This window comes from Thalassoroseus pseudoceratinae, assembly GCF_011634775.1.
Taxonomy (GTDB): Bacteria; Planctomycetota; Planctomycetia; order Planctomycetales; family Planctomycetaceae; genus Thalassoroseus; species Thalassoroseus pseudoceratinae.
The window spans coordinates 139,018-155,280 of record NZ_JAALXT010000006.1; the positions used below are offsets into that span (position 1 = coordinate 139,018).

The 16,263-nt window shown below is 55.0% G+C and carries 15 protein-coding genes; 6 read left to right on the forward strand and 9 right to left on the reverse strand.

Annotated elements, in window-relative coordinates; genetic code table 11:
* Positions 1-196: 196 nt before the first annotated feature.
* Together ilvD and G6R38_RS21135 are read left to right on the forward strand one after the other, a co-directional pair.
* Complete coding sequence (gene ilvD / locus G6R38_RS21130) at positions 197-1,894, forward strand: dihydroxy-acid dehydratase (RefSeq protein ID WP_166830772.1); 1,698 nt, start codon at positions 197-199, stop codon at positions 1,892-1,894.
* Positions 1,895-2,462: 568 nt separating this feature from the next.
* Positions 2,463-3,071, forward strand: a complete 609-nt coding sequence (locus G6R38_RS21135) for a metallophosphoesterase family protein (protein ID WP_166830773.1) — start codon at positions 2,463-2,465, stop codon at positions 3,069-3,071.
* A gap of 82 nt (positions 3,072-3,153) precedes the next feature.
* Here G6R38_RS21135 and G6R38_RS21140 read toward each other — a convergent pair whose 3' ends face one another.
* Positions 3,154-4,197, reverse strand: a complete 1,044-nt coding sequence (locus tag G6R38_RS21140; protein ID WP_166830774.1) for a sugar phosphate isomerase/epimerase family protein — start codon at positions 4,195-4,197, stop codon at positions 3,154-3,156.
* Between the two features lie 117 nt (positions 4,198-4,314).
* On the opposite strand from G6R38_RS21140, the gene G6R38_RS21145 reads away from it, so the two are divergent.
* On the forward strand, positions 4,315-4,983 hold the full coding sequence (locus G6R38_RS21145) for an ABC transporter ATP-binding protein (RefSeq protein ID WP_166830775.1): 669 nt from the start codon (positions 4,315-4,317) through the stop codon (positions 4,981-4,983).
* Here G6R38_RS21145 and G6R38_RS21150 read toward each other — a convergent pair.
* The 4 genes from G6R38_RS21150 to trpC all read right to left on the reverse strand — a co-directional run bounded on the left by G6R38_RS21150 (position 4,973) and on the right by trpC (position 8,347).
* Complete coding sequence (locus G6R38_RS21150) at positions 4,973-5,992, reverse strand: SIS domain-containing protein (protein WP_166830776.1); 1,020 nt, start codon at positions 5,990-5,992, stop codon at positions 4,973-4,975. The genes G6R38_RS21145 and G6R38_RS21150 overlap by 11 nt on opposite strands.
* A 183-nt stretch (positions 5,993-6,175) precedes the next feature.
* Positions 6,176-6,802, reverse strand: a complete 627-nt coding sequence (locus G6R38_RS21155; RefSeq protein ID WP_166830777.1) for a type III secretion system chaperone — start codon at positions 6,800-6,802, stop codon at positions 6,176-6,178.
* Between the two features lie 86 nt (positions 6,803-6,888).
* On the reverse strand, positions 6,889-7,503 hold the full coding sequence (locus tag G6R38_RS21160; protein ID WP_166830778.1) for a phosphoesterase: 615 nt from the start codon (positions 7,501-7,503) through the stop codon (positions 6,889-6,891).
* 61 nt (positions 7,504-7,564) lie between these two features.
* The gene (trpC, locus tag G6R38_RS21165; protein WP_166830779.1) at positions 7,565-8,347 is read right to left on the reverse strand and encodes an indole-3-glycerol phosphate synthase TrpC; all 783 of its coding nucleotides are present in this window, start codon (positions 8,345-8,347) and stop codon (positions 7,565-7,567) included.
* Between the two features lie 230 nt (positions 8,348-8,577).
* Between trpC and G6R38_RS21170 the strand changes: the two genes are divergently transcribed.
* Complete coding sequence (locus tag G6R38_RS21170; protein WP_166830780.1) at positions 8,578-9,384, forward strand: CPBP family intramembrane glutamic endopeptidase; 807 nt, start codon at positions 8,578-8,580, stop codon at positions 9,382-9,384.
* Positions 9,385-9,427: 43 nt separating this feature from the next.
* Here the strand turns inward: G6R38_RS21170 and G6R38_RS21175 are convergent, their stop codons facing one another.
* From G6R38_RS21175 to pgsB, 4 genes are all read right to left on the reverse strand, one after another.
* Positions 9,428-11,194 (reverse strand): protein kinase domain-containing protein, encoded by a 1,767-nt coding sequence (locus tag G6R38_RS21175; protein WP_166830781.1) that lies wholly within the window; start codon positions 11,192-11,194, stop codon positions 9,428-9,430.
* A gap of 238 nt (positions 11,195-11,432) precedes the next feature.
* On the reverse strand, positions 11,433-12,578 hold the full coding sequence (pgsW, locus tag G6R38_RS21180; RefSeq protein ID WP_166830782.1) for a poly-gamma-glutamate system protein: 1,146 nt from the start codon (positions 12,576-12,578) through the stop codon (positions 11,433-11,435).
* Between the two features lie 86 nt (positions 12,579-12,664).
* Entirely contained in the window at positions 12,665-13,228 is a 564-nt protein-coding gene (pgsC, locus tag G6R38_RS21185; protein WP_166830783.1) for a poly-gamma-glutamate biosynthesis protein PgsC, read from the reverse strand.
* Positions 13,229-13,378: 150 nt separating this feature from the next.
* On the reverse strand, positions 13,379-14,746 hold the full coding sequence (pgsB, locus tag G6R38_RS21190; RefSeq protein WP_166830784.1) for a poly-gamma-glutamate synthase PgsB: 1,368 nt from the start codon (positions 14,744-14,746) through the stop codon (positions 13,379-13,381).
* A 192-nt stretch (positions 14,747-14,938) separates the two neighbouring features.
* On the opposite strand from pgsB, the gene G6R38_RS21195 reads away from it, so the two are divergent.
* Positions 14,939-15,082, forward strand: coding sequence for a hypothetical protein (locus tag G6R38_RS21195; protein ID WP_166830785.1), 144 nt, complete (start codon positions 14,939-14,941; stop codon positions 15,080-15,082).
* 159 nt (positions 15,083-15,241) lie between these two features.
* Positions 15,242-16,048 carry a sigma-70 family RNA polymerase sigma factor gene (locus G6R38_RS21200; RefSeq protein ID WP_166830786.1) on the forward strand — a complete coding sequence of 269 codons (807 nt, stop codon included), beginning with the start codon at positions 15,242-15,244 and terminating at the stop codon, positions 16,046-16,048.
* The last annotated feature ends 215 nt before the right edge of the window (positions 16,049-16,263 follow it).

Sequence of the window (16,263 nt, forward strand, 5' to 3'; positions counted from 1 at the left end):
CCGATCACGGGGGAAATACCGCGAACCTCCCAAGTATGGTTTCCATCCGGCGGGATGATTACACTAACTCCATAATGCCATCTCGACACTGCGTAACCTGGGACTGGTCCCAGCTTTCGTAGACCACACCAGAACTGAAAGCTGGGTCACGACCCAGCCTACAAAACTTGATTTGCTAGACTCTGTAGGCCCAGACATGACCGACACAACCACGAACCAGCAGCTCAACAAGTACAGCCGACACATCACACAACCGCCGTCACAGGGGGCGTCGCAAGCGATGCTCTACGGCACGGGCATGACCGAAGAGGACATGAACAAGCCGCAAGTCGGCATCGGTAGCGTGTGGTATGAGGGCAACACGTGCAATATGCACCTGCTCGATCTCGCGATGGCTGTGAAAGAGGGCATGCGAGACCTGGACCTCGTCGGCATGCGGTTCAACACGGTGGGTGTGTCGGATGGGATTTCCATGGGCACCGACGGCATGAGTTACTCGCTGCAATCGCGAGACCTCATCGCCGATTCGATCGAAACCATCATGGGAGCCCAATGGTACGATGCCCTCATCACCCTGCCCGGTTGCGACAAAAACATGCCTGGTTGCGTGATGGCGATGGGCCGTCTGAACCGTCCGGCGTTGATGATCTACGGCGGGACCATCAAAGCCGGTTGCACCGCGAAGTACGACAAACTCGACATCGTCTCCGCATTTCAGTCTTACGGGCAATACCTCGCGAAGACGATCGACGACGAAGAACGCAAGGAAATCGTCAAGAATTCCTGTCCCGGTGCCGGAGCGTGTGGCGGAATGTATACAGCCAATACGATGGCGTCCGCGATCGAAACCCTCGGTCTGAGTCTGCCGTACAGTTCTTCGATTCCCGCCGTCGACCCCGCAAAAATCGACGAGTGTCACCGGGCTGGCGCCGCGATTCAAAACCTGCTCGAACAAGACATCAAACCCCGTGACATCATGACCCGTGCCGCGTTCGAGAACGCCATGGTCATCACGATGGCCCTCGGCGGTTCGACGAATGCCGTGCTGCACTTGATTGCGATGGCTCGCTCCGTCGATGTGCCGCTCACGATTGACGACTTCCAATCCGTCAGCGATCGCATCCCGTATCTCGCTGACCTCAAGCCCAGCGGCAAATACGTGATGGAAGATCTGCACGCTATCGGTGGCACACCGGCGGTGCTGAAGTATCTGCTCGGACAAGGACTGATCGACGGCGATTGTCTCACCGTCACCGGAAAAACGCTCGCCGAGAACCTCGCCGACGTGCCCGGTTTGGCGGACGGACAAGACATCGTGCACGATGTCGACAAACCCATCAAAGCCACCGGGCACCTACGGATTCTTCGTGGAAACTTAGCCCCCGACGGAGCAGTCGCCAAGATCACCGGCAAAGAGGGTCTGCAGTTCAGCGGACCGGCTCGCGTGTACGACTCTGAAGAAGACATGCTCGCCGGCTTGGCGAACGGCGAGATTCAAAAGGGTGAAGTCGTCATCATTCGCTACGAAGGTCCGAAAGGCGGCCCCGGTATGCCGGAGATGCTCACGCCGACGTCGGCCATCATGGGAGCCGGTTTGGGCAGCGATGTCGCACTCTTGACCGACGGCCGATTCAGTGGCGGCAGTCACGGCTTCATCGTCGGCCACATCACCCCCGAAGCCCAGGAAGGTGGACCACTTGCCTTGGTGGAGAATGGCGACACCGTCACCATCGACGCCGAAACCAACCAACTCAACGTCGACCTCAGCGACGCCGAACTCCAAACCCGCAAAAACAACTGGCAAGCCCCCCCCTACAAATTCACCCGCGGCACCCTCTACAAGTACATCAAAAACGTCAAAAGCGCGAGTGAAGGCTGCGTGACCGACGAGTGATTTTCTAAGAGTATCGAAAGCCATGCTCATCGCTTCAGATGATCATGATTCAACTTGCGATCCCTGCACCACGCATGCTCACGCAAAGCCGTGAGCATGGCGATTCGACATGCGATCGACGACATCCACGAGAATTCCCCACGTCGAGGATTGTGCCGACGGGCTATCGAATAGAAATGGTCGTCGGCTCGTTATTATCTGGGTGAACCCTCCCAACAACAATCCCCCGATCTCCCGTTCATCCACGGCCCTCCACCCGGCTTCCTCGACTAAACCCCAACGGCACTGGCAAAGTCACGTAGGCTGGGTCATGACCCAGCTTTTTCTACAAATTCGAGCGAAAGCTGGGACTTGTCCCAGCCTACGTTTGATATACGGCAGGGTGCCACTGGCTTTGCCAGTGTTTTGAGACAACCGGGCGGGTGGCATAGCCGGACCTATAGGGTTGTTCTGTCGTTGTGTACAGAATGGAACTCCAACGATATGCTAGGAATCAAGGCACGACGATCACAGCATCACTCGATTCTTCCAGTCTACTCAATGACAATGCTTCGCGGAGGGGCCATTGGTGAAACTTGGGTTGCTAACCGACATTCACGAAGAGGTCGATCTATTGCAGGCGGCACTCGACCGCCTTCGCGATGAACAGGTCGATCAAGTCATTTTCCTGGGTGACCTTTTTGAATTCGGGTGTCAAATCCAAGACGCTTGTCGGTTGTTAGCCGATGCCGGGGTGATTGGTGTTTGGGGCAACCACGATTTTGGTTTATGTTTTGAACCGACGGACAAGTCACGCGAAAAGTACGGCGACGATGTGATTGAGTTTATGACATCGCTGCAGCCTCGGTTGGAGTACGAGGGTTGTTACTTCGCTCATGTGGAGCCTTGGCTTGACCCCGAAGAACTGTCGGATCTTTGGTACTTTGATGGTATCCCCGACCGGCAGGACAAGCGTGATCGAATCTTTAATGCGGTGCCGAACGACGTGATGTTCGCCGGCCATTTTCACCGTTGGTTATTGGTAACACCGAACCAGATCATGGATTGGAACGGCGAGACCCCGATCACCCTGCAAGACGACCGATACTTCGTTGTCATCGGCGCGTTGTGCGAAGGACGATTTGCCATCTTCGACACCGAATCCTTCGAGTTAACCCCGTTCAATTTGCCATTCTAAGTGAGTCGTAAGTTTTCGTAGGGTGCGTCGTGACGCACCAAAACCGGGACCCGTCTCAATATCAGGTGCGTCGCGACGCACCCTACGACTGGTACACGCTTTTCCGCCCTAGCATGACATCCATTGCAGCGGAGGTTGAGTGGATTAACACCTCGGGGAAGTGCATGAAGGGGTGGAAGTATTCGAAGGTGAGATAGCCTTCGTAGCCGGTGCGGTCGAAGGCGTCTAGCACGGCGGGCCAGTTGGTGGTGCCGTCGAGGAGAGTGCGGAAGGACTCGAGGGAGTAATCCGTGCCCTTCTTTGTGAACTCTTTGAGATGCACGTTTTGAATGCGGTCACCGAGCATGTCGATCCAATGCTCCGGGAATTGGAACATCATGATGTTGCCGGTATCGAAGTGCACGCGGACGAATTCGCTGTCGAAACTGTCCACGAAATCAATCATCTCGCCCGGCGTCATCAGATAACCGTTGAAGAAGATGTTCTCGATGTTGAGGTGGACTCCAAGCTTCTCTGCCGGTTTCACGAGTTGGCCGATCGCTTCCCGAGCACGTTGGTCGCAAACGTCGTTCGGCGTCGGATCGTGATCTTCTCGCCAAGGCATGTGGACGGCACCGGGGACGACGAGGAGATTATCGGTGCCGAGATCGTGGGCGGCTTGTGTCATCAGACCAGCGAGTTCCCGACCGCGGGCACGTTCGGCGGGATCGTTGCTCGTCAGCGGATACGGCCAGAACAAAAACGAACATACGCCACTAATCTCGATGCCGATCTCCTCCGCCATCCGCCGGATCGCGTGGTAATCCTTGGTGGTCGATTTCGGAGAAAGATCGTTTTCCAAATCGTAGTTGAGTTCAATGCCATCGAAACCGGCGTCTTTGGCGAGTTGCAAACACGTTCGCAGATCCATTCGCTCGGGATAGGGAAACGCCCATTGATTGATGGACTTTTTCATCGCGTATTGTTTGCCGCTGGTTGGCTCAGACTTCGCTTTTGCGGTTGTCTCTGAACCGGCGATGGCACTTTGTGAAAACGCAAATGCTCCACCGGCGGCCGCTAATGCGGAACTGATCACCCCTCGCCGAGTCACCCCCGACGGACATTCTTCTTCGCGACGATGTGACATCAGACAACCTCTTGAGATTTTGCAATGCGGGCAGACCGTGATAACGTTTTAGTTTACGATGCCGTCACGGATTCTCCCACTGTTCCTCCTTTTCACGCCTCGTGCGAACCAAGTGTTATGACGATTCGTCTCGACAACCTGACCATTCAAGCGGGTTCGTTCTGCCTAGAGAACATCTCGTTCGAAGTTCCCGCCGGTCACTATGGCATTCTGATGGGACAGACCGGTAGCGGCAAAACGACGCTGTTAGAGGCGATCTGCGGACTCAAATCGGTGCAGTCCGGACGCATTGTGTTCGGCGATCGCGATGTGACGAATCTTCCACCGGCGGAGCGTGGTATTGGGTTTGTCCCGCAAGAGGCCGCGTTGTTTCCCACGCTGAATGTTGCCCAACACTTGGCGTTTTCATTGTCAATTCGTCGATGGTCGCGGTCGGCGATTCGCTCGCGTGTCGAGGAACTGGCGAGTCACCTGGGCATCAAGCACCTTTTGAACCGCATGCCTCATGGGCTGAGTGGCGGCGAACGCCAACGCATCGCGCTAGGTCGTGCGTTGGCATTTCGGCCGGACGTGGTTTGTTTTGACGAGCCGCTCAGTGCGGTCGATGAAACGACCCGCGAGAACCTGTGCGACTTGCTGCGATCAATCACGCGTGAAACCGGCGTAACGACCCTGCACATCACCCACAGCCAGACCGAAGCCGATCGGCTGGGGGATGTCGTGTTTGAACTTCGAGATGGAACAATCGTCGATCAGGCCAAGCGGGACTCGACCACTACCCGCTGAATTCGTTGCCGACTTTGCGGGCACGGGTCGGTTTGTCGATGTCGACGCCGAGTTTCACCCCGACTTCGACCAGCACGTTCCAACCGGCCGCCATCTGCACGAATTCGGCGTATGCGGGAGTGGCGGGAATCGTGATTGTCGGGAAGCGGGTCGGCCGGTCCGCAATGGCGATCACGCTCAAACCGACACCATCGACGAGGACTTTCTCGAACTTCTCCTCGGCGATCTCCGGCGGATCGATCCAGATGACGACATCTTCGGCGTCCATCACTTCTTCGATACCGTGGACCGCGTAAGTGCCTTCGAGAAAGTCAGCGGATTTGCGGGTGATTTCGTTGGTTTTCAGCGTGAGTTCTTCCGTCACGCCGTCGCTCCGCCCGGCCCAGTAAATCGTGCGGGCATTGGCGATGCGGTCCACCGTTTCCGCGTCCAACGACAACGTGAGCGCCGACTGAACCGCATCCGCGAGTGATTCCTGCTGAGAAGCCAACGTGTCAGCTCCGTCCACGTGCTCCAGCAAGGCATTCAAGAACAACGCCTGTTCAAGCACGCTTTTCGTCGCGGCGACGGCGTGTTCCTCGCCGCAGCTGAGAACGTACCCCGTGCGTGCGAGTGATTCCAATTTGGAATCGGCAAGTGCGGTCAAGCTGTAGAGATGGTTGTGGTTGTGCTTCTTCAGATCATCGAATAGCCCGATGACTTCCGCTGTCCGGCCGGAGTTGGACAACGCGAAGACCGCCCAATCGTCGAGCGGATACTCTTGTGATTGCAGCCCGGCTTCGGTTTGCAGATTCAATTTCGTTCCACGTTTCAACGCCGCCGTGATCGCTCCTTTCGCCGGGAACAACCGACTGGACCCTTCACCGGTCAGCCAGAGTTTGCCCACACTCGCGATTTGCTCGCTCGTCTCCTGCATGGCGTTGAGATCGAAATTCCGGATGATCTCCGGCGTGGCTAACATATCTTGCACCAAACCAAATTTTGTTTGGGCGTCGTCCTGCGGATTCATGGGTTCAGTCTTCGAATTCGAGAAGCATCACATGGGAATGATCGTTGTCGGCAATTTTAGCAGAGCGTCGATTGCATCTCGATACATCGGGGTGTGAGATTCCCTTGATCAACGAAAAACCGCCGACTAAAACAGTCGGCGGTATGCAAAATGACGAGCTGAGGACTGGCCTCGATCACCGGTCTAATTGCGGCTGATGGGCGAGAATTGCGTTTCGCGGGAGGCGTCACGAATTTCGCGTGGCGGTTGATCGGCGGCGGTTTCCTGGGCTTGCTTCCAATTCGAGACGGCCCAGTACGGATACGTTTCGACGACGCTGCCGCCCAGATCGCTGAGAGCATCGCGAAGTTTCGCGGTCGTCATGCTTTGATTGTCCATCACCCGTTGCAACACGAACCGTCGGTTGCCGGGAATATAGGCGAAGAACTTGCCCTTGCCGAGACGATCGTTGTTGGCCAACAACCGCAGCAACGCGGTTTTGGGAACGTCGTTGGAACTTTTGGGCAACTCATCCAACCAGGAGATGATCCACAACGATTTGCCGTTCTGACTGAGAACAGCGGACATCGTCAATTCCCATTCTTGGTCCTGATACATCGCCTTGAACGAAAAGTCATAGCGTTGGCGATCGACAGTCGGTTTCAAACCCAAATCGGACAGGGCTTTCCCGAGCGAATCGTGCGTCCACTGACGCGCAGACTCCGTAGCGGCCGTTTGAGCGGTGACGTTGGGTTCGCTGAAAATGATCACCGCGAAGGCGAACACGCCGAACACCCCGACGAGTAACCACCCACGAGAGGAAACTTGCATAGGTCGACACTCCTTTGTCTTTAACGATGCCCAAACAACGTCTCGACCCGACGCGTTATTTGGTACCACTCGTCTGGTGACTCTCTTTAAAATCCGTTCAGAGAGATTAGGTAATCCAGACAAAATTGCGACCACGTTTCAAAGGCGGCCCGATCGGAAACCAGGCCGTCAGGATCGGCAAAACCTGTTTCTTGTATCGACTCTTCCCGGGGTCGAACTTTGGGTTCATCCAGATCAAACACATGAACAACACCCAAATGGACCCGTCCGACTTCGCTGTCGTCGTCGTTGATCAGCCCGAGAAACTCGTGTCGGTAACCTGTTTCAAGGTAAACTTCTTCGTCGATTTCGCGTTGCATGCCGACTTCGTAGGGGGTGGCGTCGGTGAGGTCATCATCACTGGAAATGTGCCCACCAATGCCGATCGACCGCTTGGCGTGTAACCGCGATTCGCCCTGGGCCGTGCCGCGGGTGTAAGAGAAGATCTTGCCATCGTGACGGAAGATGCAATACGGGATGAGCTGTTTGAAACTCGGATCCTGTTCCATTTCCGGTCGGGGCCGAAAACTGGTGTGTGCGGGATCGAACAGCGTCTGCCGCAACTGCTCCGCCACTGGCGTTGTCGCGGGCAAGAACCCCTGAAAGTAGCCAATCTCGTGAAATAATATTGTCGGCACAACGAGAATCTGTTCAACGGACATGTTTGATTCCAGTTTCGGGTTTCTAAGGATCGTAGATGGTCAGTGGACCACGAGACAGAAATCAAGTTCGGCCCAATAGTTTGTCGACTTCCGCACCGATGTCGTCCGGTCGCATCAGGGTTTCGCCGACGAGCATTGCGTTGACGCCGGCGGCTTGGAGTCTCTCCACGTCGGCCCGTGCGCGGATGCCGCTTTCGCCGACGAAGACCGTCTCGGCGGGCACTTGCTCGCGGAGCTTCAAACAGTGACCCAGATCAGTCACGAAGGTTTTCAAATCCCGATTGTTCACGCCGACCAGATCGGGATTGAGCTTCAACACACGACTCAAGTTCTCCGGTTCGTAGAGTTCGATCAATGCGGACATGCCGAGTTCACGGGTGGTTCCGTAGAGTTCGGCGAGCGCGGCGTCATCCAGACACTCGGCGATCAACAACACCGCATCCGCCCCAGCTGCGCGGGCTTCGAAGACTTGGTACGGATCGAGCAAAAAATCCTTCCGTAACACCGGTACGGAGACGGCCCGGCGAATATCGCGGAGAAAATCCAGGTGGCCTTGGAAAAAGGATTCATCAGTCAGCACGCTGATACAGGCGGCTCCATGATCAGCGTAAGTGTTCGCAATTGCGACGGGGTCGAAGTCGGCTCGAATCAGTCCGGCAGACGGTGAAGCCTTTTTGACTTCCGCGATCAACGAGACTTGCCCCGGCTGACGCAAAGCGGCGACGAAATCCCGCACGGGTGGTGCGTCCGCGAGGGCCGCCTGCAATTCCGTCAACGACAGTTTCGATTTGGCGGTAGCAATTTCTTCACGTTTTCGCTCGACAATCTTTTCCAGCACATTCATGCCGGTCCCTTTCGTGCTGGTTCCGCGTCTCTTAACATCGGCCCCACTGTAGCGGGTTCCGACTTATCGAGACAAGAAGACAGCATCATTTCCACGACCGGCATTTTTCGAGGGATGTTTCCACAATCAACGTAGGAGTCCAGCGAGACAGCCCACGTTGCTAAGCGATCCCGTTTTTCGTCACCAGATTGCCGCATCCTGCCCCATCCCCCGCGGACGCACGAAGCCTCATGCCCGAATCGAATCCAATTCCTTGGCCACTGATGATCGGTATGGGCGTGATGATGCTGGCGAGCTTGTCGATTCTGCTCGCTTGGCAATCTGGCCGCTGGAGAGATGCAGCATCCGCGATCCGTCCGACCGATCCCACGCCAGCCAACGGTTGGGCGGTGGCGATCGTCTTGTTCTTTGCGGCTCAATCGTTGTTGGTTCAATTACCGATCGTCGAACGAACGCCCCAAACAGCGATCACCATTCACCGGGTTCAACAGCTGGTGTACTTCTCACTCGCGCAGTGGGTGGCGTTATTGGTCACGCTGCGATGGACCGGCGGTTCCGAACGTTGGGCGGCATGGGGAATTCATCGGCGAGAACTCGGGCGTCAATTTTTCGCCGGTGGCTTGGGGGCGGTTGCCAGCTTGTTGCCGGTCTACGCCGCGTTGATGCTGACCGCACCGTTCCGAAACGCCGAGAATCAACACGTCTTGTTGCAACTGATGGAAACCAACTCCGACGGCACCACCATCCTGTGGATTGCATTGGCGGTAATGGTGACGGCTCCGATGGTCGAGGAACTGATGTACCGCGTGATTTTGCAATCGTCACTCGAATGTTGGTGGAATCGACGAGTCGCGTGGATCGGAACGGCCGTGCTCTTCAGTGCCGTTCATGGCTTGCCAGACGCCATCCCACTTCTGCCGTTGGCCCTGATTCTAGGCTTCGTCTTCCAACAGACGCGAAGTTACTTGGCTGTCGTGGTTCTTCACGCCCTATTCAACGGCTGGAACCTATTCTGGGCACTGATGAAAGCGTCGTAATCGAGAAAAACCAATTCACAAGAACATGTATGCCACGGCGAGATCAGCCGGAGAAGCCGAACCACCAAATCGCACCGGCGAGGCCTGCAACCGCTGCCGCAATGCCGAGCCATTTGCCGATCGGCGAGTTGGACTTCTCACGCGACGGGGTGTCGCTGACATCGAAATGATAAATCTGCGCGACCGTCAGGCGTTCACCAGCGAGCAACATGCGGCTGTGGACTTCTTCGCCGTCAATTTCGATTCCGTTAGTGCTTTTGAGGTCTGTCACGGTCCAAAAACCGTTTTGAAATCGGAACTCGCAGTGTTTTCCGGAGATGTCCGAATGATCCCAAACGATGTCGCAATTGCGGTCCCGCCCGAGAATCGTGGGTGAATTCACCAAACCGATCCCGGTTTCTTCGCCCTCCGGGATGAGATACAACGCAACCGACATCGGCAGCGATTGGCCGGCCGCCCGCATTGTCTGAGTAATGCCGTCGGTAGGTTCCTCGTTTTCCGCGAAACTTGCCACGGTTTCCACAGGTCGGTCTGTGGGCGTTTTCGATGGATTTCGAGGTTGAATGGAGGTGTCGAACTCCTCGTGCATCTGCTTCGTCGACCCTGGCTGACGCGAGCTGATGACCGAACTTCCCATCACGGAATCGCTCGTTCTCGGACCACCGGTGACAGAACTTCCGGTTGTGCTTCCCCCCTGCTGGGCCCGATGAGCCGCAACTTTCCGACGGACCGCCTTTGAACGAGCCGCCAACACTTTCTGGAACGGAATCGCGATGGGCTCTCGTTTGGCAAAGCGTTGCAATGCCACGGCGGCTTCGTCAGCGGACTGGAATCGATCCGCAGGATCCTTGGCCATCATGCGGCCCAAAACCCCGGCGAGCGCGGGCGGGGTCTCGGGTGCAAGTTCTTGGATGGGCTTCGGCGTTTCGTTCCGTTGAGCTTCGAGCTTCGCCCGCACGCCCTCCACCGGAAACGGCGGTTTGCCCGACATGGCAAAATACAGCGTACAACCCAAACCATACACGTCCGCACGGGCATCGACTTCGCTGCTGTTTCGGGATTGTTCGGGAGCGATGTAATCTGCCGTCCCCAGGCAATCGTGCCCAAAGATCATTTGCAGCGAGAACTCCGCGTCTTCCTCATCCGTCAAAAGTGCCAAACCGAAGTCAAGAATTTTCGCCCGTCCGTCTTCGGTCACCAGGATATTCGCGGGTTTCACGTCGCGATGGACCAAATCCCGTTGGTGAGCGTGATGCAAACCCTGAGCGACCTGGGCAATCACATCACTCGCCTGTGACCACGGCAATGGGCCACCCGTCGCGAGAACCTCATACAGACTGATCCCCTGAACGAACTCCATGACCATGTAGAACACAGCCCCGGTATCACCGGTTTTCAGGGTGCGAATCACGTTGGGATGGTCGAGCCGCATCCCGGCTTCGGCTTCCATCTGCATTCGCGTGAGCATACCGGGATCGACTTCGTGCCGTTCGGTCAGCACCTTGAGGGCGACCTGTTCGCCGGTGGTGGTGTCTTTGGCGATATAAATTCGCCCCATACCACCGAATCCAAGAAGATCCTGCACGGCGTAATTATCAATGAAGAACCCTCGCGCCCGTCCCGAAAGCAGCCGTTCGGCTTGATAACGGGTCAGCCAACCATGATTCACCAACGCAATGGCGGCCTCTTTCGCGGTTGCAGCCTTCCGGAGCGCAGCTTCGGAACGCTCTATTCGGCCAGCCTCAACAAGCCGGCTTGCGCGAACGAGTTCAATAAATTGTTCTGTCGATGTGACCAAATTTGTGGTCATGGAGTAGAACACTCCGAAGAATATTTCCTGAAAACTGCGCGAAACGCAGTCTGCCATCATATACACGATAACATCGCGGACAACCCTCTTTAATCGGCAAATTCCTATAAGAACTTGGATTTCATGCCGTTTCAAACAAAAAAAGCCCCTCGGTTGGTTCATCGAGGGGTCTTTTTCCTGACTCAATTCCGTAGAAACCACGACTCAAGACTGGGTGGTTTCAGACAGTGTTCATCCATCATGCGGCTTGGTGGACTTCCTCCGTGTTGGCTCGTGCGAACTTGGATGCCGTTCGGTTTCGGCTCCACTGAAAAACGACCTGGCCATACATCGCGGTGAAGATGAGCAGCAAACTTCCGGCGGCAATCCACACATTATAACTTCGCGGTGCCTCGATCACTTCCCCCGCAGGATCCGGCGTGACTTGCGGTTGAAGTGGTAAACCGTACCGCGTTGCGAGCGTTTCGATGTGTGAAAGGTGGATCACTGGTGTATCGTGATTGAGAAAGAAACTCATCACGGAATCTTTCGGCAACATCTCTGAGGGCAAATGGGTGTTCACCCCCGCACGGAACAGATTCTTCGACGCGGAAGTCCCCACTGAGACCGTACCACCGCCGATATTAATGTACGCCATGATCGGCTCTTCACCGGCGTGTTTTTGGTACAACCGCAGACGCTTTTTCAAGCTATCGGTGTAGCCATGAGTTTCCAAGAACGGAACACCGCTCCGATCAATTGCCTCTCGAACGGCGGCCACACCTTCTTCGGTCATGTCGGCGGCTTGGTCATCGAGTCCGCCTAGTGAGACAGCTTTCGAGCGGAACGACATCAGCCCTTCATCGTGGAGTCGTTTTTCCATATTGACCCACATCAAGTCGGGAAGATTGGCTCCCCATTGAGAACCCGCAGCACTGGCGACAAGAATCGGCTTGCACTTCATCGTTTCCAAAGCGGCACACGTGCTGATATTCATCGCCGGGAACGAGCCCGACAAACCAACAGCTACGACATCGCCGGACTTCACACCGGCTTGACTAAGCATCTCAACAAGCACTGCGGCAAAGTTCGGATTGACCGACGTTTGTTTTGCAGGTAGGTGACCATTATTGCTCGTCACAATACTCGACGGCAGACCAATAATCCCGGATTCTGCCGGGTCAACTTTCGGATCAATGGGTACGCCGAGACGCTCGCGTTCGGCTTTGACTGTTTCCATCATTTCCAAAGCTAAGTTCGCAGCAGCCGTTTTCTGCGTCTGCAAAGTCGCGGTCGGCTCATTGCGAAGAAACTCAGCCGCGGCGACACCGCCGATGGCTAGTAGGAATGTCAATATCACGACTGTTCGTGATGACTTGGGGTGGGTCCAATAACTCTTTTGCATCAGAAGCGTCCTGTGCGGTGATGTCCGCGAGTTTCGAATGAAAGATTTTGGGAAGTAAACTGAACTGAAACCGAGCTGACCGGTGACTAGTTATGTCGTTCCACTTGGATTGTTTGCGTCTCGTCCGCTAGCGACTCTTCTGCCGCAGCCATCTGCTCGATCCTCGCGCGCCGTTCTTCGATTGCGACTTCGTTTTCAATCAACTGAGTCGGTGCAATCACGACTAGTGTTAACCGCACGATTGCCGCTGCCGTTAGACTCGTTGTCAATGTGTCAAAGATGCCTTGGCGATCAAACCAAATCGCTAGTAGACCGGGAATAATATAGCCGATCACTGTCAACGCTGGATCAGGGGTCACTAACAACGCCTCGAACGAAGCTCGAAAGATCATTCCTAAGGCAAAGCCTGTCAGAATCATCAAGACGGTCCGACGACGCCCGTAAATGATTAACACCTGTGAAAGCCAATACACGAACGCATATGTCGCAAGAGCCGCAACGAGCGTGATGGCAATTGCAGTCGGCCGAGTCAAATAGAACGCCACATAACCCGGCACCACAAGGCCACCGGCTCCGCGTCCTAGTGTCTCGGAAAATATCAAACTCACAACCAAGCCAATGGCTATTGATAAGCTGAGTAGATCAAGCATGATTCATCCTGAATAGAAATGACGAATGTCTGAATGTGAAATGATTCAACTAAGTGTTCGCGTTAACCTATGAACAATCTGTAACACACAGACTGACTAGCAACTCATTGTGCGCAGACACAGTTCGATCCTTGGCACAAACTTGATCTGCTAGTCTTCGTCTTGTTCACCAAGAAAGTGATCAGATTCGGTTGACAGTGAAGCGACTGCGAGTTCACGAGCTCGCCCAGTGTTGTGTCCGTTCGTCTTGGGCTTGGGTTGCGATGCCACTGTCTCGATGCGGCGAATCCGATTGACAGGTTGAACTCGTTTCTTCCGCTTGCGACGCTGCGATGGCAACACGCTGCGGTTCTTGAAGAACTGCACAATCTCTAAACCGTGTTTACCGATATTTCCCATACCGACGACAACTGCTGATTCTCCGCCGACTTCGACAATGGTTTCGAAAATCTTCGAGATGTCACTGTCATCGACTTGTAGAATGCGTTGCGGATCAAGCCCGTTCTTGATGGCGGCACGTGTGAAGACGTGTGTGCCGGTTCCCGTCAATAAGTAGTAGTCGGCCGGTTGCCAATTCGGGCACGCCTCTCCGATTTGCCACGAGCGATCCGGGCGGTCTGAACGACAGTTGATCAATGCGATCTTAGTCTCTGTTCGACCGGCATTTTTGATAGATGTATCCCAAGCGGTCTCAGTCGATGCGGGATCGTTCGCAGCGAACGCATTTGAGAAGACAATTCGTCGACCAAAGAAATCAACTTCGTGCGATGTCATCGCACCGGGATCACGGAGAACTTTCCACATCCCTCGCAATGCGGTTTCACGGTCGATCCCTAAGTCGTCACACAAACTCAATACGAGTGCGACATTCTCTTTGTGTTCAGCATAGGGAAAGGGAGACATATCCTCATCGGTGATGGCTTCGACATCATCGCGAGTTGTGGGGACTAATTGACTACCACGATCCTCCGTGGCGTGCGCGAACACACTGAGATGTTTGCGTTCGGCTGTGAACAATTTGCCGCCGCAGGGCGTCATATTTGCCAACGCCTTTGCGACATCAACTTCGGTTGGTCCCATGACATCAAGGTGGTCTGCCCGAGCATTCGTAACCACACCATGCGTGCCGTTCACGAGCTTACATTCACAGAGCCACTGAAGTTGTGGTTGCAATGCCATACACTCGATCACAAGTGCTTCGGCACCATGTTGCCGAGCTGCATTCACAATACCGCGTTGCTCAATAACATTCGCTGACGAAACACGTTCAACCGCCTGTTCGGTGCCATCGGGTAATAGCAGTCGTGGCAGTGTTCCAGTCGTTTTACCGACCGTCCGAATTCCAGCTTCTTGGAGTGCCGCGACGATAAGACGCGTCACACTTGATTTCCCTCGAGTTCCATTGACGTGAATGCGGATTGGAATCGATTTCAAGTTGCGGCGGTGACGCCACGACTCCCATCCGCCCATCGCTACTAATCCACCTAGCATGGCGGAAATCGTCCAGAGTCCCAACATATGTTTCGCTCTCCTGAAGCGTTTGTATTCGTATTCGCTTGCAAGTTTGTTGATGTAAAAGTGTCACTTGCCCGCACGAAAACCTGTTGCGGCTCTCCTTTCGCAAGAACTGCGCCGATGGTCGCCGAGATCGAGAAACTTGATCGAACTTTTCTAAAATCCACATCCGAATGGTGCGGAACCAATCCACGAATGTCCAAGTTGTTGGAACAACGCCTCAAAAACATCAAAGTTCCAGAGGACACGGTTCTCCATTTGTTCCATGAATTGTATGCGGAAGCCAATCATGTCGAGGTCGCATCAAGCTGTGTGCATGTCTTAGCGGAAGAAATTTGACCAAGCGTGTTAATCCTTGACCAATACTGCGGTCATTAGAAAGGAAACGTTGAATTTTGCTGCACATGAGCTATCCCGCAACAATTGGGAACCCGATCCATGATTCGCCCGACGCCTTCTCATTCAGACCGCATCGGAACTTCATACGTTGATCACCCGATGTTTCACCAACCAGACGCCACCGCACAAATTCAGGCGTTGCAACCGATCCCAAGTTGCCCAGCGATTGATTCTTCCGAGCGAGGTCGGTCGGCGGGACTGAGGCGGTTATGTGTTCGGCCACCACTCACCAGAACCGTGGAGCACGATCTGTTCTGCCGGATGAACTTCGAGAAGTTCCAAGCGGCTCGCATGGAGCAGTCGGTCAAACCGCGTGAACGCGACGAACATTGGCATCGCAATCATGCCAAACATCTCCAGCGAGCCACCGAGATTCGGAATGTAATCGTCGAATCCAATTTGCGATTGGCGGTTGCGATGGCTCAGCCGTTTGCGGATGCCGAAGACACTCTCGAAGAACTGGTCGCCGACGCCACATTGCCGTTAATCCGGGCTGTGGAGTTGTTCGACGTCTCCCGCGGTTTATGTTTCAGCACATATGCCAGTCATACACTGCGAAACCACTACCGACGAGTCGGGAAACGCCAAACGCGACTGGCTCGTCGACAAACTCAGGGAGAATGGCATCAGTTCGACGCCGTCCCCGAAGACCGCGTCTTGCCAGCGGAGCAAGAACAGCGAGCACAGGCATGTCGCCGATTGGCCCGCGAAATGTTGACGACGCTTCCCGAACGGGATCAGAGCATCTTGAAGTCGCGATTCGGCCTGAACACCCCGAGTCCACAAACATTTTCCGAAGTCGGTGAGAGTATTGGACTAAGTAAAGAGCGAGCCCGAGTCCTCACCCATCGTGCCTTGGAACGTCTTCGCGAACTCCGCGTGGAAGAACCAGAGCCGATCGAGTAGATCCTTGGGTCTGGACCACGTTCGACTGCCTCTCACGAGGCTCAATCCCAAAAACCCACCCAACTTCCCTAGCCCGATTTGGTTCTGTCAACTATATTGACGCAATTCCACCAAACCGCTTGGGATGACAGACCGCGTGGTGTGTCGGTCGGTTTGGGGATTGGCTGACTGTTCATCCAAGCCGTTTTCAAGGAGTTCCTTGGGACGGAGAACAC

What these genes read in the sequence shown, in the direction of transcription:
- G6R38_RS21150 (WP_166830776.1), bottom strand. Translation starts at nt 5,992, where the DNA reads ATGAATCCGCAGGACGACGCCCAAACAAAATTTGGTTTGGTGCAAGAT.
- ilvD (WP_166830772.1), top strand. Translation starts at nt 197, where the DNA reads ATGACCGACACAACCACGAACCAGCAGCTCAACAAGTACAGCCGACAC.
- G6R38_RS21195 (WP_166830785.1), top strand. Translation starts at nt 14,939, where the DNA reads ATGTCCAAGTTGTTGGAACAACGCCTCAAAAACATCAAAGTTCCAGAG.
- G6R38_RS21140 (WP_166830774.1), bottom strand. Translation starts at nt 4,197, where the DNA reads ATGTCACATCGTCGCGAAGAAGAATGTCCGTCGGGGGTGACTCGGCGA.
- pgsC (WP_166830783.1), bottom strand. Translation starts at nt 13,228, where the DNA reads ATGCTTGATCTACTCAGCTTATCAATAGCCATTGGCTTGGTTGTGAGT.
- G6R38_RS21160 (WP_166830778.1), bottom strand. Translation starts at nt 7,503, where the DNA reads ATGTCCGTTGAACAGATTCTCGTTGTGCCGACAATATTATTTCACGAG.
- trpC (WP_166830779.1), bottom strand. Translation starts at nt 8,347, where the DNA reads ATGAATGTGCTGGAAAAGATTGTCGAGCGAAAACGTGAAGAAATTGCT.
- pgsW (WP_166830782.1), bottom strand. Translation starts at nt 12,578, where the DNA reads ATGCAAAAGAGTTATTGGACCCACCCCAAGTCATCACGAACAGTCGTG.
- G6R38_RS21200 (WP_166830786.1), top strand. Translation starts at nt 15,242, where the DNA reads ATGTTTCACCAACCAGACGCCACCGCACAAATTCAGGCGTTGCAACCG.
- G6R38_RS21170 (WP_166830780.1), top strand. Translation starts at nt 8,578, where the DNA reads ATGCCCGAATCGAATCCAATTCCTTGGCCACTGATGATCGGTATGGGC.
- pgsB (WP_166830784.1), bottom strand. Translation starts at nt 14,746, where the DNA reads ATGTTGGGACTCTGGACGATTTCCGCCATGCTAGGTGGATTAGTAGCG.
- G6R38_RS21175 (WP_166830781.1), bottom strand. Translation starts at nt 11,194, where the DNA reads ATGACCACAAATTTGGTCACATCGACAGAACAATTTATTGAACTCGTT.
- G6R38_RS21155 (WP_166830777.1), bottom strand. Translation starts at nt 6,802, where the DNA reads ATGCAAGTTTCCTCTCGTGGGTGGTTACTCGTCGGGGTGTTCGGCGTG.
- G6R38_RS21145 (WP_166830775.1), top strand. Translation starts at nt 4,315, where the DNA reads ATGACGATTCGTCTCGACAACCTGACCATTCAAGCGGGTTCGTTCTGC.